We start from the raw sequence: 17,696 nt of genomic DNA, 5'->3' as shown, positions 1-17,696 counted from the left end.
CTCAGAGCACACATCCGTAATGCGCCGATGACACCAGCCGGATGTATTTGTCGTGCACCGAGCCACGCCGCACCTGCGCCGCATCAGGCGCGCGCCAGTCGGCCATGCGCCTTGCGATCTCCTCCGGCGGCACATCAAGGGTCACGGTCCGCGCGCCGGGATCGATCACAATCGCATCGCCGTCGCGCACCGCGGCGATGGGACCGCCGCGCGCCGCCTCCGGCGAGACGTGGCCAATCAGGATGCCGTGCGAGACGCCGGAGAAGCGCCCGTCGGTGATCAGCGCGACATCCTCGCCGAGGCCCTGCCCCTGCAACTGGATCGTCAGCATCACCATTTCCGGCATGCCGGGCCCGCCGACCGGGCCGACATTGCGCACCACGATCACATTGCCGGCCACGATCTCGCCTGATCGAATCGCGGCCATGGTGGCGGCCTCGGATTCGAACACCCGCGCCGTGCCGCGGAATTGTCCGTTGTCGAGCGTCTTGCCCGACAGTTTGAGCAGGCAGCTTTCCGGCGCGAGATTGCCCTTCAGGACGGTGATGTGATTGTTCGGCGGGGCGACCGGACGGGACACCGGGGACACGATCTGCTGCGGGCCGATCTGCTCCAGGGTCGGGACATCGGCGAGATTTTCCGCCAGCGTCTTGCCGGTCACCGTCATGACGTCGCCATGCAGCAGGCCGTTGCGCAAGAGTTCCTTCATCACGACGGGCACGCCGCCGATCGCATGCAGGCTTCCCATCGCAAACGGTCCATGCGGCTGCAGATCGGCCAACAGCGGCACCCGCTCCCCGACCGCCTGAATGCGCTCGATGCCGACCGGCACCTGCGCCTCGCGCGCGACCGCGAGCAGATGCAAATACATGTTGGTCGAACCGCCCATCGCGTAGACAGTGGCGATCGCGTTCTCGAACGCGCGCTCGGTCATGATGTCGCGCGGCCGGATGCCGGCTTCCATCAGGCGGTACAGCGCATCGACCGAAGCGCTCGCCTGCGCCCGGACGTCGGCATGGATATCGCTGCCGGCGTGGTAATCGGCGGGATGCGAGGCGCCGCGTGGCAACATCATGCCGATGGCTTCGGCGATCGTGCTCATGGTGTTGGCGGTGAACATCGCGCCGCAGGTGCCGCTGCCCGGCATCACGTTGCGCTCGATCTCGGTCAATTCTTCCGACGAAATGCGGCCGGAATCGTTGGCCGCGCGCGCCTCCGCGTAATCCATGATGGTCAGGTTGTTGCCCTTGCCGGCCCAGGCCCCGAACGACACCCGTCCCGGCGAACTGGTGCCGGGATAGAGCACCAGCCCGAAGGCGTTGGTCCGCGCCAGCGGCATCAAGGCGGCAGCGCCGGTCTTGTCGCAGCCGGAGATCACGATCATGGCGTCGCCATGGTGCGCGTAGTGCCCGATCTCGAAGCAGTCGGCGACCACGTCGCGCGACGCCAGGCTATAGCCCGCCGTCGGCGTGCCCTGCGTCAGCGCATCCGAAACCGCGGGCGCCCCCACGATCAGGCCCTGCCCGCCGCGCTCGGCGAGGAGTTCGACCAAGAGATCCGTGATGGCGCGCACGCGGTTGTTGCAGCGATGCGCATTGGTGTAGGCGCTGGCGATGGTCACCACCGCGCTGGATATTGCCGCGCGGTCCGGCTCGAAGCCGGCGGCGCGCAATTCGACGCGGGCGTTCTTCCAATAGGTGCTGCTGTCCTCAACCATTATTGCTCATTTGCCCCTTGCGTGCTGATCGAACGTGCTGAGCACGGCGAGCGTCAGCGCCGTGATCCCGGTCTGGATGGTCGGCTTCGGCACCGGTGCAAACAGCGGCGAATGATTGCCCGGCAGCGGCGTTCCGCTCTTGTTGGCCGTCGTCCACTTTTCCGGCTCGTAGACCCCGATATTGAACATCATCGACGGCACGCCGGCGCCGGCAAACTCGGAAAAATCCTCGCTTGTCGTGTTCGCGGGCGTCAGCCTCAGCCGGTCGCCGAACGCCGCCTTCAGCGCCTTCTCGGCGGTCGCGACCACCGCAGGATCGTTGATGACGGCCTTGGTGCCCTCGCCGATCCTGATTTCAGGTGCCGGCGCATCCGACATCGCGGCCACCGCCTTCGCCGTCCGTTCGATCCCCGCCAGCATTTTGGCGCGCACCTCCGGCTTGAAGGAGCGGATGGTGCCGAGCAGCTGCGCATCGTCAGGAATGATGTTTCCGGCGGTGCCGGAATGGATCGAGCCGATGCTTATCAGGCCGAATTCGGTCGGGTCCTTTTCGCGGCTGATCACGCTCTGCACGTCGACGATGAAGCGTGCGGCTATCATCACGGGATCGATGGTCCGGTGCGGCATCGCACCGTGACCGCCGCGGCCGTGGAATTTGATGTAGAGGCCATCGACATTCGATGAGCCGACGCCGACGCGATAGCTGACATTCCCGTATGGACCGCCGCCGGCATGCAGGGCGAACGCGAAATCGGGCTTCTTGAATCGCGTGAACAGGCCATCGGCCAGCATCGCCTTGGCGCCCTGCACGATTTCTTCGGCCGGTTGCGCGATGAACATCAGCGTGCCCTTCCACTGATCCTTCAGCCCGACCAGTGTTTTCGCCGTGCCGACCCAGTTCGCCATGTGAATGTCGTGGCCGCAGCTGTGCGCCACGAACGTCTCCCGGCCGTTCCATGTGGTCTTGGCCTTGCTCGCGTAGTCGAGGCCGGTTTTCTCTTCCATCGGCAGCGCGTCGAGTTCGGTGCGCACCATGATGGTGGGACCGTCGCCGTTGTTGTAGATCGCGACCAATCCGGTCTTGCCGACCTTCTCGGTGACCTCAAAACCGAGCGCGCGCATCTCGGCGGCGAGCTTTGCGGCGGTATTCACCTCCTGGAAGGCGAGTTCGGGATGGGCGTGGAGATCCTTGTAGAGCGCGTCGAGTTTTGGGTAGTCGGTCTCGAATGATTTTTCGATTGCAGCCTTGAGCGCGGGGACGTCGATCTCGGCATGAACAGGCCAGAGCATGAGGGTGCAGAGCGCGGCGGACAGGAGTAAGGATTTGGCAACGTGTTTCATGGCGACGCTCCCTGGTTATCCCGGCGCTGTTCTTATCGGCAGCTTGGACGACGGCTTCTCGGGTGTCTAGCCGGTTTTGCCATCGTCAAAGCTCACGATCACGGCAGCGTTGGCCATGATGATGGAGTCGCCACCCTGCTCGGCTGGAATCTCGAGTCCGCCCTTGACCGCGGTTACCGTCACGGTGCCGTAAGGAAGTTCTTTTGCGACCGCCGCGGTGTCGACCGTGCCGGGATCCGGCACGGCGATCGTGACATCGACGAACATGTCACTTGCGGTCTTGCCGAGCATCCGGAAAAAGCCGAGGCTGGAATGGCGGATCGCGTCGGAGACCGCGCGCCTGGCGGCCTTGGTGGAATCCTTGCCATGAACATCAACGCCCATGCCCATTTCGGTAATACAGCGCACGCGTGCCATTGGATTTTTTGCTTTCGTTGGAGTGCGAGGGATATCAGTCGTGGCGGAGAGTTTCGCGCCATGGCGGTCCGAAGGCAAGCAGCCGACCGAAAGCGACGAAGCAACCCGCTCTTTCTTGACGCGGCGAGACGAGCAAACCGATCACTGGCGATCCCTGAGCGTCCGAATAGCCGTCGTCAGGCGATCGATCTCGTCCTCGGTATTGTAATAATGCGGCGAGGCGCGCACGATCGAGGGTAACGCGCGCCGCGTCGCGTCGAGTAGCGTGCTCGCAGGGTCCGACGTGCTGACATTGATTCCCGCGCCGGCCAGATGCGTCTTCACCGCATCGGCCTCAAAGCCCAGGACAGAGAATGTGACGATCGCCGCCGCATGCGGTCCGAGGTCATGGATCGTCACGCCCGGAATCTGGCCAAGCCCGGTGCGCAGCCAGCCGGCCAACGTGCGGCAACGCGCGGCAATCAGCTCGATTCCGATCGCCCGCGCGTAGTCCACCGCGACACCAAGCCCTAATCTTGCGGCGTAGTTGTTCTCCCAAGTCTCGAAGCGACGGGCGTCGGGCCGAAGCTGGTAGCGATCGGGCGCCACCCACGGCGCGCCGAAATGATCGATCATCGGTGGCTCGAGCTCGTCCAGCAGCTCGCGACGCACATAAAGGAATCCGGTCCCGCGCGGACCGCGCAAGAATTTGCGTCCCGTCGCTGAAAGCATGTCGCAGCCAAGCGCCGCGACGTTGACTGGCATCTGTCCGACGGCCTGACACGCGTCGAGCAGATAGGGAATCCCGTGCGCCCGTGCAATGCGGCCGACGGCAGCCGCAGGATTCACCAGGCCGCCATTGGTGGGCACCCAAGTGATCGCGATCAGACGCACGCGATCGTCGAGCATCCGCTCCAGCGCTTCCGGATTCAGCACGCCATTTGCGTCATCAGGGATGATCTCGATCACCGCCCCCGTGCGCCTGGCGACCTGCAGAAACGCAACGTAGTTCGCCGCGTATTCGGCCCGCGCGGTCAGGATGCGATCGCCGGCGCGCAGTGGCAGGGCGTAAAAGGCCATTTGCCAAGCCACCGTGGCATTTTCGGTCAGCGCAATCTCATCCCTGGCGGCGCCGATCAGACCGGCCACACTGTCGTAAACGCCGTCAAGGCGTGCTGCAGCCTCGGCGGCCGCCTCGTAGCCCCCGATCTCGGCCTCTCGCCTGAGGTAGTCTGTCATCACCTGCAGCACCGGCAAGGGCATCAGGCCGGCGCCGGCATTGTTGAGGTGGACACGGCTGACAACACCGGGCGTCTCAGCGCGAAGGCGTTCAAGATCAATCGACATGAGCGATCCGGTTTCAGACGAACTGAGAAAGCCTACCAGACCAGCCCCCGGAGGGGTGGATTTGGCATAGCGAAAAAAAGAAACAGACCGTGTCGGATTTCCGCCCACTCGTTCGTCCTGCCAATGAGCCCACGCCCACGCCGGCCGATAATCCTCGCTAATCTGCCTGTCGACCCCGCCCGGACCACCGCCTGCCTCCAGCCTGCCCATTCAACCCAACCCCTAAGGAAATCCGTCATGACTTCCATCACGCCGTTCCTCTGGCTCGATAACAACGTCCCCGAGGCGGTCGCCTTCTACAAGTCGGTGTTTCCCAACGCCAAGGTCGAAATCGTCAATGATTTCATGGCGAGTTTCGAACTCGAGGGGCAGAAGTTCAACGCTCTCAATGGCGGCCCCAAGTATAAATTCAACGAGGCAATCTCCTTCTTCATCAGCGTCGAGACCCAGGAACAGGTGGACTATTTCTGGAGCAGGCTGACCGCCGACGGCGGCGAGCAATCGCAATGCGGATGGCTCAAGGACAAATTCGGCCTGTCCTGGCAGGTGATCCCCACGGCGCTGGGCCGTTACCTCGGCGATCCCGATCGCAAAAAGGCCGATCGCGCCATGCAGGCCATGATGAAGATGCAAAAGATCGTCATCGCCGACCTCGACGCCGCTTTTGCCGGCTAATCCGAAAAAGGAAACCGAATGGGCAAGCTTCAGCTCGCGTATCGCTGCAGCGAGCACACCAACAGCGAGGCCGCCATGCATGTCGTCGTCACGAAATCCTGAGCGGGATCGACAGCGCCGAGGAGTTGCGTTCGCTTCGCGACAGGCCGCGAACGCACGGCCGATTACCAGGGCGAGGAAATACTAGTCTCTCGGGCCGCGAGGCTACCGCCCTGTCTGCTCGATCCCGGGAATGCCGGCAATCCGCTCGGCGAGAAAATCGACCAGCAGCCGGACCCGGGCTATGCCGGTGCGCTCCGGGACAATCAGCATGCTCAAGGGCACCGGTGGCGGTGAGTAGTCAGGCAGGATCACCTTAAGCCGGCCGGCCGCCAAGAGATCATCGACCAGCCATCGATGGGTGGGCGCGATGCCGCGTCCCGCGACCATGGCCTCGCGCGCGGCTAGTCCATGATCGACCCGAAAACGACCGGCGATCGGCACCAAATGATGCTCGCCATTCGGCCCTTGCAAAGAGAGCGTGGCGCTGCCTGCGATGTTCGACATCCGGATGCCGTCGTGGCCGATCAGGTCCTGTGCAACCGACGGGGTGCCGCGCGCCGCCAAATAGTCCGGTGACGCCACCATGAGACGCCGGCTCTGGCCGAGCGACCGCAGCTTCATCGAACTGTCGGTGAGCGGGCCCAGCCGAAGCGCGATATCGACGCCCTCCCGCACCAGGTCGATGCGCTCGTCGGTGAGGCTAAGGTCTATTCCGATGTCGGGGTATCGGTCCTGAAAGGCGAAGACCATGTGGCTTACGTGGAGGACGCCGAAAGCCGCCGTGCAGGATATCCGGATCATACCGGCCGACGCGCCGCGGGTGCCGCGGGCCTCATCGCCGGCCTGCTCGAGCAGGCGCAGGATCTGGACGCAGTTGGCGTAATAACGGGCGCCCTCGTCGGTCATCGTGACGCGCCGTGTGGTTCGGCTGAGCAAGGGCACGCCGACGGCTTCCTCCAGTTCACGCAGATGCCGCGTGATGGTCGACTGCCCAATTCCGAACTCGCGCGCCACCGCCGACAGATTGCCGCGCTCCGCCACGCGGACGAAGCTGCGCATGCGCTCAAGGCTGACGTCCGATTTATCCATTATCCGGCACAATCTTATGCATTACCGGCATGTAGTGGATGACAGCGGATTTGCTACCTCAAGGGTCCATTTTCCAGTCAGGGATCGCAAAGGATCACAGACCCATGAAAGTCCTGCTTGTTTTTGCCCACCCCGAACCACGCTCGCTGAACGGTGCGCTCCGTGACGTCGCCGTCAGCGAACTCAAGGCGCAAGGCCACGAGGTGCTGATATCGGATCTTTATGCCATGCGCTGGAAATCCGAGGTCGACCGTGCCGACTTCCCCTCGTTCTCACCCGACACCCGGTTCAAACCGGCCGCGGCCTCAGGCGAGGCGTTCGCCGCCGACACACTGACCGACGACGTGAAGGCCGAAGTTGACAAGCTGCTGTGGGCGGACGTCCTGATCCTGCAGTTTCCGCTGTGGTGGTTTGCGATGCCGGCGATCCTCAAGGGCTGGGTCGATCGCGTGTATGCCTATGGATTCGCCTATGGCGTTGGCGAGCATAGCGACAAGCGATGGGGCGACCGCTACGGTGAAGGGCGCCTGGCGGGGAAACGCGCGATGCTGCTGGTGACCACCGGCGGATGGGAGGAGCATTATTCCGACCGCGGCGTCAACGGGCCGATCGACGACCTGCTGTTCCCGATCAATCACGGCATCCTGTATTATCCGGGCTACGACGTGCTGCCGCCGTTCGTGGCCTATCGCGTCGATCGGTTCGATGAAGCCGCTTTCGAACCCGTTGCCGAACGCCTGCGGATGCGAATGCGGACACTCGCGACCACGGTACCGATCCCCTATCGGCAGCAGAATGGCGGCGACTATCTGATCCCGAGCATGCAGTTGCGCCCCGGGCTGGGTGATCCGGATGCGGGCGGCTTCGCGCTGCACGTGAACCGAAGGAACGGCCGGCCGATGCGTGATGCCGAGCAGAATCTTGCCGGCGACCTGCCCGCCGCTCGCGAAGATCGCGTCCCCGAAGCCGTGATCGCGCGGATCGCGGCTTCGGAAGAAGCGATGCAATGAAGGCAGTAATCCGGGCGTGTCACGACGCCCGGGTTTGCCTTTAGGTCATGCCGAGGCCGGGATCGGCGTAGCCTGCGTATTGGGACCAGCCTTCGGGAATGGCTTGAAGGTCATCGCGATCAGGAACGCGCCAAGTCCCATGGCCCAGGAGCCGACATAAAGCCACGTGTAGCTGCCAAGGGTATCGTAGATCAAACCGCCGGCCACCGGTCCGGTGGCCATGCCGAGGCTGCCCGCCATCGCGGTGCCGCCGATCACGGTGCCCATCATCTTGAGCGGGAAATTCTCGCGGGCGATCGCGGCATATAACGGCATGGTGCCGGCATAGATAAAGCCGAACACCGCCGCCACCGCATAGAAGCCGGCAAGGTCACGGACGAACACATAGGCCAGCGCGCCAAAAGCCTGGACCAGCAGCCCCGCGACGAGAACACGCTTGGCGCCCAGCCTGTCGCCGAGGATGCCGAACGCGATGCGGCCACCGAGCCCGGTTAGCCCTTCGAGGCTGTAGATCGACACCGCGGCAATCAGCGGGATGCCGCAGCTGACGGCGTAGCTGACGGTGTGGATGATTGGTCCCGAATGGGTGGCGCAGCAGAAGAAATTGGTCAGCAGCAGGATGATGAACTGGGGCGATCGCACCGCCTCGCCTACCGACATCTCGGCCTGCGCACCGCCATTTTCCGGAGCAGCGGTGTTGGCCGCCGCAAGCGCCGGCGGGCGTCGTACCAGCAGCGATACCGGAATCATGATCGCGGCAACGATCGCCGCCACGATCTGCAGCGTCGTTCGCCAATCGTGGAACGAGACCAGCCAGGCCACCAGCGGCGCCATGGTCATGGGCGCTATTCCCATGCCGGCCGACACCAGCGAAACCGCAAGGCTGCGATGGGTGTCGAACCAGCCGGTGACGCAAGCCATCATCGGTGCGAAGATCGCGGCAATCGCACCGCCAACCAGGACGCCGAACACGAACTGGAATGCCAGCAGCGAGGTCGCCATGCTGGCGAGCAACAGGCTTGCCGCCAGCACCGTCGATCCCGCCAGCACCACCGGCAGCGGCCCGAACCGGTCGGACAGGTTGCCCCAAAGCATGCTGCAGCACGCCATCGCCAGGAACCCAACCGTCATCGCGCTCGACACGCCCGCGACCGACCAGCCGGTATCACGCGTGATCGATTGCAGCAGCACCGGCAGCGAAAACATCGCCCCGATCGCGACGCAGCCCAGCGTGCCGCCGGCGGCGACGATGACCCAACGATAGCGAGAATGGTCCATTACAAATCTCCATTTTGGCGTTTCTTCGTTCAAGACGAACGGGAAGCGCCAAAGGCGACATGATCAGGATAATTTTTTGGAGCTCGTGGCCGGTTCAGGAACTGGCAGCAGGTGGCATCTTGTCGAACTTCGGCAAGGTGGGATCGAGATCATCCCAGGCATGACCGCGGATTCCGTAAGTGATGGCCTGTGGCTTGAATTGTCCGGGATCGTCGAGGCTCGCCGCGTGCACGGTAATGACGTCCGGCATCGCCGCATACGTCAGGTAAACCGGCGATCCGCAGGCCGGACAGAAGGCGTGGGTCTTCACATTGCCGCTGTCGGCGACGACGTCGCATTGCGCCGCCTTGCCTTCGAGTTTTACGCTCTTCCTGTCCATGAACGACAGATAGGAGCCATGCCCGGTGCCACTCCTGCGCTGACAGTCCAGGCACTGGCAGTGGTTCATGAAGACGGGTTCGCTGGAAATTTCGTAACGGACCGCGGCGCAGGCGCAGCCGCCGGAAAAAGCCTTGTTCATGTTATTTCCTTTCAGTGGGGGTGATGCGAACCAGTTTGAATGACGAACACGGGATCAACACCGGCGGACACTGTTTCGCCGTTGAGAAAGCAGCTTCAGCCAGGGCGCCAAATGAAAGGCGCTCATCAACAAATACATTGGAACCATTCCGCTCAGCGGCGATGCACCACACAGCGCATCGAGCGATCCGCCGCCAAAGACAGAAGTCAGCAACGCCATGATCGCGAAGGTCGGCGCGGCCGCGAGGTAGAGAAAATCGGCGGCGCTGATGATCGCTGTGGTGCCGTTATCACGAGAGTTCGAGGCGGAGCCGCGCGTGACGGCCTGAGTCTCGCTCATGGTTTTCTCCTGCAGCAAAGCGCAGTTGCGCGGCAGCTACCTGCTCGCCACCGCTCGCGCAGCACCGCGCGAGCGATGGCTTACGTCGCCGGACTAACCGCTTTGTTTCCGCATCGCGGCCTCACCGGCGTCCGACACCTCGACCCATTTCTTGTCGGGCGCAGCGTCCGGGGCGTAACTGTCGTGCCAGTTCCACCACTTATACGTCGGTGTCTGCGGCGTGCCTTCCGGAGAATCCTCCCAGACCTCCTGGCGGCCGAGCGCTGTGATGTCGAGATAGTTCCAGGTGCCTCCCATCTGCTCATCGCCGCGGTTGTTGATGAAGTAGGTCCGGAAAACCTTGTTGCCGTCGCGGATGAACACGTTGGTGCCGTGCCATTCGTCGACGCCGAAGTCTTTGTCGAAGCTGTCGGTGATGGTGCACCAGGGTATCGTCCATTCCATGCGCTTCTTCAGGCGTGCGATGTCCGCCTGCGGCGCGCGCGACACGAACACCAGCGTGGTGTCTCGGGCATTCAGATGGGCGACGTGGGCGACCTGATCGGCCACCATCGAGCAGCCGCGGCAGGCATGCTCGGGCCAGCCGAACACGCCGGGCTCATAGAAGGCGCGATAGACGATCAGCTGACGGCGACCCTCGAACAGATCGACGAGGCTTACCTTGCCGCGAGGACCTTCGAACGCATACGACTTCTCGACGGCCATCCACGGCATCCGCCGGCGCTCGGCGGCCAACGCGTCACGGGCGCGGGTATGGGCCTTCTCCTTCACCAGCAGTTGCTGCCGCGCCGCTTCCCACTCTTTTGCCGATACGACATGAGTCTTCATTGCCAGAGTCATAGCTAGCCTCCTGTTTGTTGCGATGCTTGTTGCGTTCCGCGTCGTGCTGCGGCGTCAGGCCGGAAGCCGCCGGTCGTATTCCTTCTGCAGGCGGCTCCAGCCTTCCCAGAACGGCGCCGGCTCGTTGCCAGTGGCGCGAGCAACAAGAACATCGAGATGCATATGCCAGCCGGCGCTGACCTTGAGCATGGTCGAGCGATCGGGCAGCCGGCGATGGATCACCGTCAGCAGCACGCCCTGCCCCTTCGGCTCCAGCTCAAACGTCACGTCGCCGCTGTTGTTCCAGGCGATGGAAAGCCTGCGCATCGGATCGCATTCGGTGATCCGGCTCTGCATGCGGTGTTCTTCGGGGAAATCGGCCGGCCGCTTTCCTGGCGGGTCGTTGAGTTCCTCGTTGCGCCAGACGAATTCGACGGGCGCGCCGACCTTCATCTCCATCGCGCCCGCCGCCAGCCATTTGCGGCGCAGTTCGCTGTCGGTGAGATAGGCCCAGATGCGCTCGATCGGGCCGGGCAGCAGCCGCTGGATCTTCAGCGTGGTCGGTTCGATCAGCTCGCCATAGGCATCGGGTGTGGTCTTCATATCCATCGTTCTACTCCTTCGCCGCTTTGCTTTTCTTTGCGTTCGCCTCGTCCTCGGCGCGCAATAGGGATTCCAAGGTGTCGAGCTTTTCGTTCCAGAAGCGCTCGTAACGCCGCAGCCATTCATTGGCTTCCGCGAGCCGTGCCGCCTGCAGGCGGCATAGATGACTGCGGCCATGGATCGTACGCTGCACCAGGCCGGCATTCTCAAGGACGCGCACATGCTTGGAGGCGCCCGCAAAACTCATGTTGTATGGGGTCGCCAATTCGCCGATCGTGAGTTCCCGTTCCGCAAGCTGACCCAACATGGCCCGCCGCGTCGGATCGGCCAGCGCATGAAAGACGGCATCGAGATGGGCGCGTTGTTCAACCATGTGGTTCAACATAACGGCCGGAGCGCGATTGTCAACTGATCGGTTTAATTTATTTGGCGTGATGCGGCGGAGTACTTTGTTCCGCGAAGGCGGCCATCGGTAGTTCACATCGGGCTGCCAACGCCGACGCCGCTCAAGAACAGCGTCGGCGCGTCGGTTCCAGCGCCCGCCAAAACGGGCTGTGAGTGCGTCCGACTAGGCCGGGAAGAACTGATAATCGACGATGATCCGGCCCTCGTCGTCGACGATCAAAAACTCCAGGCCTCTTGCCAGAACGTTGTCACCATTGGCGGGCAGCATCTCCCAATAGAACGTAACGACGTCGCGCAGGCGGCGTGCGCCGGGTGCCGCGCGAAACCGGTTGCCGTCGTCCCTGACATTTTTCTCGTGCGATCCTCGAACCCGCTTCTCCAATTCCTCGTAGCCGCGCACTTCCCGCGCGGCGACGTAATGCTGGCCGTTCGGCACCCAAAGCGCCGCGATGGCATCCCGCCGGCGCTTGTCGTCCTTTTCGTTCCATACGGCGACGTATCGATCGGCCAGTGTCTGGGGGTCGAGCATCTTTTTCTCTCCATTTGGCGATTTGGGGTCCAGCGCGAGCGCAGGGATCGCAAGTACTGCGCTCACCAGAAGTCCGAGCAGGTAGTGATAAGTGCTGGGCATGTTCCACCTCGGGGTTTGCGGTGTGAGTTCGAACAGGACGCGGCAATTGCGCGCCGCCACGAGAATTCGCTTGAGCGGGCGCGGAAATCGATGACCCCACAGGTCAAAAAAGCGATGGCTTCGCGCCGCGAACTTGACCTCCGAGGTCAACTTGACCTCCGAGGTCATTGAGCCCGGCCGGACTGGACCCTAGACTCGCTAAATGACTGCTCATCAGCTCCCCTTCGGGATCCTGCTTCGGCGCTGTCGCGCGCGGCGCCGCATGACACAGGCCGACCTCGCATACGCGGCGGGGAGTTCGACCAGGCATCTGTCTTGCCTTGAAACCGGCAGGTCGCAGCCGAGCCGCGAAATGATCGCGCGACTTGCCGAATATTTGGATATCCCGCTGCGCGATCAGAACATGTTGCTGCTCGCGGCCGGCTTCGCCCCGGCCTTTCCGGAACGCGCGCTGGCGGAATTGGAGGCGGCAAGGAACGCCATCGATAGTGTGCTGATGGCACATAAGCCGTACCCGGCCTTCGCCGTCGATCGGCACTGGAATGTGGTGCTGTCCAATGCGGCGCTTCCACAACTCTACGAAGGCTGTTCAGCGGATCTTTTGCGCACCCCAATCAACGCCATGCGTCTCATCCTGCATCCGGCTGGAATGGGTCCCAGAATCCTGAATTTCGCGGAATGGCGCGCGCATTCCCTGAGCGTCCTTCGCCAGCAGATCGAGGCGCGGGCCGATCCGATCATACAGGGGTTGCACGCAGAAATATCCGCCTACCCCGTCCCGCCCAATTCCGAACCGCCCGGTGGCCTCGAAGCTTCGCAGCGTCTGGCGACACCGCTTCGTATCGCGACCCGTCTGGGCCCGATGTCATTCCTGAATACCGTTACCGTTTTCGGGACTCCCAATGATGTGACATTGGCGGAGATCGCGTTGGAAATGCTCTTCCCCGCTGATGCGACGACGGTTGAGGTTGCGAAACGCATGGTGCAGGAGCAGGCCCTGCCTCAACTGAACGATACGATGAGCAATAGCGGCTCGCTTGTTCGCGACCGGGTGGCCTGACACGGAGCCATTGTCGAAAGCCGCCTTCCGGGCAATCGGCCGCCCCACCTTGTATCAATTCTCCGGCACGGTGTAGACGTCGCAGGGCGCAGCGATGCCGCGCAGCGGATGCGTTCCGAGCGGAATCAATTTTGATGTGATCTCGGTCGCGACCGCGCCGGAAATCAAAACCGTTCGGCCGAGCGGCCGGCAAAGCCCCTCGAGCCGGCTGACCAGATTGACGGCGGGACCGATCGCGGTGAAATCCAGCCGGTCGGCCGCCCCGACATTGCCCCACAGAATTTCGCCAAGGTGCAGCGCGGCACCGAAGCTGAGGGAGGGCAACCCCTGCTCTCGCCTGCTCCCATCAAGATGCTCCATGCCGGCCTGGGCGGACGTGACCGCGCGCAGCGCCGCATTGCAAGCTTCGCCGGGCCTGTCGCCGGTGACCGGAAAGATCGCCAGCATGCCATCGCCGATAAATTTCAGCACCTCGCCGCCGAAGGCGTGAACGGCGCCGGCCATGCAATCGAACCAGGCATCCAGCGCAGAGATGACGGAAGCCGGCGGCGAAGTTTCGGAAAGCGCGGTGAAGCTGCGCAGATCGGCATAGAGCAACGCAGCACGGATGGTTTCGCCGACATCGCGCCGCAGCGGTCCTGCCAGCACGCGCGCTGCGCTGCGCCTCCCGAGATAAGCCTCAAGCGTTGCGGTCAATGTCGCGCGCGCCGAAAGGGCGGCGAGTGGCGCGGAGGCAAACCGGGCGACCTCGCGCAGCCGGCCGAGTTCTGCTTCCGTGAACTGGCGCGGACCGATCCACGAGAGCACCGGTCCATCCGACCGCGAGCCCACAGCATCTTGATGCACCGCGCCGCCTGCGAGTCCGGCCAGCCAGCGGCGACCGGCATCGCCGGTGGAATCCTGCTGTCCTGCGCTTGCGAATGCCGCCGGTGCAAATCCCACCGCCTCGATCACCACGCCGTTGTCGGCCCGCCACAGCCAAGTGCGGCGGGCAATAATCGGGTGCGGGACCGCGAGCGTCAGGGCGCCGCCGGCAAGCGGCAGGTCATCGGCAATCAAGTGCGCACCGAGTTCGGCAAGGAACCGGTCAGCCCCCGGTGAAGCGCCGGCCGCATCGACCAGCCATGTCAGCGTCGAATTGAGTTGCATGGACCGATCATGTGACAGCGGCGCTTGATTGTCATCAACCACCCTTGGTAAATCCGCGCGCGGGCATATGTTGGCGTAAGGTTGCCCCTCCGTCAGGCCAACGACCAACGAGGTTTTCGATGACTGAATCGTTTGTGCTCCAGCGCGAGACCCACATTGCGGCGCCACGCGCCAGCGTGTTCGCCTTCCTGACCGATCCGGACAAGATCGTGCAATGGATGGGGACCGAGGCAACGACGGAGATGCATCCGGGCGGACTTTATCTTTTGAAGGGCGTTGGCAGCGCCGTGGCGCGCGGCGCGTTCCGCGAGGTCGTGCCGGTGCACCGCCTCGCCTACAGCTTCGGCTGGGAAAGCAATGACGAGGTGCCGCCGGGATCAAGCCTGATCGAAATCGACTTGATCGAACAGGACGGCGGCACGCTGCTGCGCATGACCCATAGCGGCCTGCCCAACGAGGCGACCCGCGCCAGCCATGACAAGGGTTGGGCACATTATCTCGACCGGCTGACATCAGCCGCGGCCGGTCGCGATCCCGGTCCCGATCGGGGGCCGAGCGGCACACGCAGCGCGTGAGGCCTGGCGCGACAGAGCGAAGTCGTCAGCGGCGCGCCATCCACAGTCATAAATCCGGGCATTCCCGAGTTCGAGCCAAACAGCGGGCTGCCGCATTCTCCGCAGAAGAGCCGCGTGACTGTGTTTCCAGCTTCGCTTGTCAGAATAAAACGCGCGGGATTACCGGCGATGCTCACGCCACTTTCCGCGAACATCGCCCCTGAAGTGTGGCCGGCGCCACTGAACCTTTGACAGTCCCGGCAATGGCAATGAGCAACGACGACGGGGTCACCTTCGATGGTGTAAGTACACGCCCCGCACAAGCATCTGCCAGCCAGCATGTCGTTCTCCCCAAGTAACTTTGTCAGCCGCCGGGGCCAACTACCACGGACTTACGCAAGCCTGGCCAGTTCCGTTACTTCGGGCAAAGGCTTTTCCGCAATCACCGATCCGCCAGTTTGCATCCCGGCTGCGGCGCGATCGCGCCCAGCGTGCGGACGGTAACGAGTTCGGTCCCCTGCGTCCTGGCGATGAACATGTTCATCGTCGCATAATGATTCTGGTCGATCGTCACCGGCCCGGTCGGCGATGGAAAGACCAGACCCGCCATCGCGTCGATGATGGCTTCCTTGTCGACCTTGCCGGTTTTCTCGATCGCGTTCTTCAGCGCGATCAGCGCGTTGTAGTGCGTCATGACATAGTTCGACACCAGCACGTCGGCGCCGCCCTCAGTGCGGACCTTGGCGACGAACGCCTTGATGGCGGGATCGTCGCTGGTCGCAACCGAAGGCACCGCCGTGTACATGTTCTGGCCCTTGCCGCGGAAAATGCCGAGATCGATCTCGGACAATCCGAGGAAGGCGACGGTCGTATCCTTGAACAACCCCTTGTCGTCGGCCTGCCGGATGAAATCGATGCCATCGCCTTTCAGCGCGAATAGCAGCACCTTCGGCTTGGCCGCCGCCACCTGCGCGATCAGCGGGCCGAAGTCCGTCTCGGTGCCTAACGTATATTGCGTGCCGACGACTTTGCCGCCGAGCTTCTCGATCAGCGGTCTTGCAATATCGAACATCTGGTGCGGCCAGACCCTGTCGGCCCCGAACAGGAAATAGGTGTTGCCGAAAGCCTGGTTCACGTAGGGCAGCAACTGGCCCATGTCCTGGTTAGGCACCGTCGAGAACGAGAACACATAGCGGCTGCATTTGCCGCCTTCGAAATTGGTGGCGTAGAGCAGCGGCGTTTTCAGGCTCTCGGCGACCGGCACGATCGCATTGAAATTTTGCGAGGTGACGGGGCCGACCAGCGCCACAACGCCATCGCTTTGAATCAGCCCCTGCGCGGCGGTGACAGCCGATGCCGGCCGCGTCTTGTCGTCGGCATAGATGACCTGGACCGGCCGGCCGAGAATGCCGCCCGCCGCGTTGATCTCCTTGGCCGCAAGATCGAGCCCGAGCTTGGCCTGCTGCCCGTAGAGTTCGACACCACCGGAAAACGGCAGCACCGCGCCGACGCGGATCGGTTCGGCGGCATTGACGCCGATCAGAGGGCTGAGGCCTGCGCCGCATACCAGCAGCGCGAACGCCACGCGCTTGATTGACCACAGTGCCATGCGCGCCCTCCACGACCGAGAATCGGTTGCGGCGAGACTACAAGGGATTCACCGGCCATGCAGCCGCACGGATTTACGCGGCCGCGAGCGTCCGGCTGGAGAACTCGCTGGTTTTCAACCGGCCGACCAGCGCCGACAGTTCCTCGACCTCTCCCGATGTCAGATCGGTCAGCGGCGAGCGCACCGGGCCGGAATCACGGCCGATCACCTTCATCCCGGCCTTGATCATCGAAACCGCATAGCCGCGCTTGCGGTTGCGGATCGCGAGCAGCGGCATGATGAAGTCGCGCAGGCCCGCCTGGACGGTCTCGCGGTCGCGCCGCCGCACCGCCGCATAGAATTTGGTCGAGAACTCGGGGACGAAGTTGAACACGGCGGAGGAATAGGTCGTGACGCCCATTTCCAGATAAGGCAACGCGAACGTTTCGGCGGTCGGCAATCCGCCGACATAGGTCAGCCGATCGCCCATGCGCAGATGAATCCGCGTCATCTGTTCGATGTCACCGACGCCATCCTTGAACCCGACGAGGTTCGGGCAGCGTTCGCAGAGCTTTTCGATCGTGTCCTCGGTGAGGATGGCGTTGTCGCGGTTGTAGACGATGACACCAAGGCTGGTCGCCTTGCAGACCGCCTCGACATGCGCGGCCAAACCCGCCTGCTCGGAGAACACCAGATAAGGCGGCAGCAGCAAGATGCCGTCGGCACCGGCGCGCTCGACGGCGGCCGCAAGTTCGGTCGCCATCGCCGTGCCATAACCGACGCCGGCCAGCACCGGCACGCGGCCAGCGGTCTGCTGCACCGCGGTTGCGACGACGTCGACGACTTCGGCCGGCGTCAGCGAGAAGAATTCACCAGTGCCGCCGGCCGCGAACAGCCCTGCGACCTCATAGCTGCACAGCCAGTCGAGATGGGAGCGATAGCGCGCGGCGTCGAATTTGTTTGATACGTCGAACGGCGTGACAGGAAACGACAGCAGCCCGTTGCCGATCGTCAGCGCCATCTCCTTCGGGGTCATTCTGCTCATCGTGACGGTCCTCGCTGCGGGAGGCTGAGAATTAGACCAGGCTCGATGCCGCGGCAGACCAATTGCTGGATCGAATGATCCATTGATT

The 17,696-nt window shown here is 63.3% G+C and carries 20 protein-coding genes; 4 read left to right on the top strand and 16 right to left on the bottom strand.

The genetic code is table 11. The features are described 5' to 3' along the window. Position 1: 1 nt before the first annotated feature. The 4 genes from ACSQ84_RS05540 to ACSQ84_RS05525 all read right to left on the bottom strand — a co-directional run bounded on the left by ACSQ84_RS05540 (position 2) and on the right by ACSQ84_RS05525 (position 4,801). On the bottom strand, positions 2 to 1,717 hold the full coding sequence (locus ACSQ84_RS05540; RefSeq protein ID WP_436210611.1) for a dihydroxy-acid dehydratase: 1,716 nt from the start codon (positions 1,715 to 1,717) through the stop codon (positions 2 to 4). A 6-nt stretch (positions 1,718 to 1,723) separates the two neighbouring features. After that, positions 1,724 to 3,058, bottom strand: coding sequence for an amidohydrolase (locus tag ACSQ84_RS05535; RefSeq protein ID WP_436210610.1), 1,335 nt, complete (start codon positions 3,056 to 3,058; stop codon positions 1,724 to 1,726). 66 nt (positions 3,059 to 3,124) lie between these two features. Further along, positions 3,125 to 3,475 (bottom strand): Lin0512 family protein, encoded by a 351-nt coding sequence (locus ACSQ84_RS05530; RefSeq protein ID WP_436210609.1) that lies wholly within the window; start codon positions 3,473 to 3,475, stop codon positions 3,125 to 3,127. A gap of 141 nt (positions 3,476 to 3,616) precedes the next feature. Then, on the bottom strand, positions 3,617 to 4,801 hold the full coding sequence (locus tag ACSQ84_RS05525) for an aminotransferase class V-fold PLP-dependent enzyme (RefSeq protein ID WP_436211186.1): 1,185 nt from the start codon (positions 4,799 to 4,801) through the stop codon (positions 3,617 to 3,619). Between the two features lie 237 nt (positions 4,802 to 5,038). On the opposite strand from ACSQ84_RS05525, the gene ACSQ84_RS05520 reads away from it, so the two are divergent. Beyond that, positions 5,039 to 5,476, top strand: coding sequence for a VOC family protein (locus tag ACSQ84_RS05520; RefSeq protein ID WP_436210608.1), 438 nt, complete (start codon positions 5,039 to 5,041; stop codon positions 5,474 to 5,476). Between the two features lie 204 nt (positions 5,477 to 5,680). Here the strand turns inward: ACSQ84_RS05520 and ACSQ84_RS05515 are convergent, their stop codons facing one another. Further along, complete coding sequence (locus ACSQ84_RS05515; RefSeq protein WP_436210607.1) at positions 5,681 to 6,607, bottom strand: LysR family transcriptional regulator; 927 nt, start codon at positions 6,605 to 6,607, stop codon at positions 5,681 to 5,683. A 104-nt stretch (positions 6,608 to 6,711) separates the two neighbouring features. Between ACSQ84_RS05515 and ACSQ84_RS05510 the strand changes: the two genes are divergently transcribed. Then, the gene (locus tag ACSQ84_RS05510) at positions 6,712 to 7,617 is read left to right on the top strand and encodes an NAD(P)H-dependent oxidoreductase (protein ID WP_436210606.1); all 906 of its coding nucleotides are present in this window, start codon (positions 6,712 to 6,714) and stop codon (positions 7,615 to 7,617) included. A gap of 45 nt (positions 7,618 to 7,662) precedes the next feature. Here ACSQ84_RS05510 and ACSQ84_RS05505 read toward each other — a convergent pair whose 3' ends face one another. The 7 genes from ACSQ84_RS05505 to ACSQ84_RS05475 all read right to left on the bottom strand — a co-directional run bounded on the left by ACSQ84_RS05505 (position 7,663) and on the right by ACSQ84_RS05475 (position 12,362). Further along, positions 7,663 to 8,895, bottom strand: a complete 1,233-nt coding sequence (locus ACSQ84_RS05505; protein WP_436210605.1) for an MFS transporter — start codon at positions 8,893 to 8,895, stop codon at positions 7,663 to 7,665. A gap of 94 nt (positions 8,896 to 8,989) precedes the next feature. After that, positions 8,990 to 9,415: a GFA family protein gene (locus tag ACSQ84_RS05500; RefSeq protein ID WP_436210604.1), complete on the bottom strand. Its 426-nt coding sequence runs from the start codon at positions 9,413 to 9,415 to the stop codon at positions 8,990 to 8,992. A gap of 54 nt (positions 9,416 to 9,469) precedes the next feature. Then, positions 9,470 to 9,754 (bottom strand): hypothetical protein, encoded by a 285-nt coding sequence (locus tag ACSQ84_RS05495; RefSeq protein WP_436210603.1) that lies wholly within the window; start codon positions 9,752 to 9,754, stop codon positions 9,470 to 9,472. A 93-nt stretch (positions 9,755 to 9,847) separates the two neighbouring features. Next, positions 9,848 to 10,594, bottom strand: a complete 747-nt coding sequence (locus tag ACSQ84_RS05490; protein WP_436210602.1) for a DUF899 domain-containing protein — start codon at positions 10,592 to 10,594, stop codon at positions 9,848 to 9,850. A 54-nt stretch (positions 10,595 to 10,648) separates the two neighbouring features. Continuing rightward, positions 10,649 to 11,182 carry an SRPBCC family protein gene (locus ACSQ84_RS05485; RefSeq protein ID WP_436210601.1) on the bottom strand — a complete coding sequence of 178 codons (534 nt, stop codon included), beginning with the start codon at positions 11,180 to 11,182 and terminating at the stop codon, positions 10,649 to 10,651. A 4-nt stretch (positions 11,183 to 11,186) separates the two neighbouring features. After that, positions 11,187 to 11,657: an ArsR/SmtB family transcription factor gene (locus ACSQ84_RS05480; protein WP_436210600.1), complete on the bottom strand. Its 471-nt coding sequence runs from the start codon at positions 11,655 to 11,657 to the stop codon at positions 11,187 to 11,189. A gap of 87 nt (positions 11,658 to 11,744) precedes the next feature. Continuing rightward, positions 11,745 to 12,362, bottom strand: a complete 618-nt coding sequence (locus tag ACSQ84_RS05475; RefSeq protein ID WP_436210599.1) for a hypothetical protein — start codon at positions 12,360 to 12,362, stop codon at positions 11,745 to 11,747. Positions 12,363 to 12,414: 52 nt separating this feature from the next. Between ACSQ84_RS05475 and ACSQ84_RS05470 the strand changes: the two genes are divergently transcribed. Continuing rightward, a complete protein-coding gene (locus ACSQ84_RS05470) occupies positions 12,415 to 13,272 on the top strand; it encodes a helix-turn-helix domain-containing protein (protein WP_436210598.1) in 858 nt (285 codons plus the stop codon). 54 nt (positions 13,273 to 13,326) lie between these two features. Here the strand turns inward: ACSQ84_RS05470 and ACSQ84_RS05465 are convergent, their stop codons facing one another. Continuing rightward, the gene (locus ACSQ84_RS05465) at positions 13,327 to 14,421 is read right to left on the bottom strand and encodes an adenylate/guanylate cyclase domain-containing protein (protein WP_436210597.1); all 1,095 of its coding nucleotides are present in this window, start codon (positions 14,419 to 14,421) and stop codon (positions 13,327 to 13,329) included. Between the two features lie 119 nt (positions 14,422 to 14,540). On the opposite strand from ACSQ84_RS05465, the gene ACSQ84_RS05460 reads away from it, so the two are divergent. Next, positions 14,541 to 14,996: an SRPBCC family protein gene (locus ACSQ84_RS05460; protein ID WP_436210596.1), complete on the top strand. Its 456-nt coding sequence runs from the start codon at positions 14,541 to 14,543 to the stop codon at positions 14,994 to 14,996. On the opposite strand, the gene ACSQ84_RS05455 is transcribed toward ACSQ84_RS05460, so the two are convergent. The 3 genes from ACSQ84_RS05455 to kdgD all read right to left on the bottom strand — a co-directional run bounded on the left by ACSQ84_RS05455 (position 14,915) and on the right by kdgD (position 17,608). Then, the gene (locus tag ACSQ84_RS05455) at positions 14,915 to 15,316 is read right to left on the bottom strand and encodes a GFA family protein (protein ID WP_436210595.1); all 402 of its coding nucleotides are present in this window, start codon (positions 15,314 to 15,316) and stop codon (positions 14,915 to 14,917) included. The genes ACSQ84_RS05460 and ACSQ84_RS05455 overlap by 82 nt on opposite strands. Positions 15,317 to 15,417: 101 nt before the next feature. Continuing rightward, entirely contained in the window at positions 15,418 to 16,584 is a 1,167-nt protein-coding gene (locus ACSQ84_RS05450; RefSeq protein ID WP_436210594.1) for a substrate-binding protein, read from the bottom strand. Positions 16,585 to 16,657: 73 nt separating this feature from the next. Then, positions 16,658 to 17,608: a 5-dehydro-4-deoxyglucarate dehydratase gene (gene kdgD / locus ACSQ84_RS05445; protein ID WP_436210593.1), complete on the bottom strand. Its 951-nt coding sequence runs from the start codon at positions 17,606 to 17,608 to the stop codon at positions 16,658 to 16,660. Between the last annotated feature and the right edge of the window lie 88 nt (positions 17,609 to 17,696).

It is taken from the genome of Bradyrhizobium sp. LjRoot220 (genome assembly GCF_964252915.1).
GTDB lineage: Bacteria > Pseudomonadota > Alphaproteobacteria > Rhizobiales > Xanthobacteraceae > Bradyrhizobium.
The sequence above is the reverse complement of the archived record's forward strand: the minus strand, read 5'-3'. Positions and strand labels throughout refer to the sequence as shown.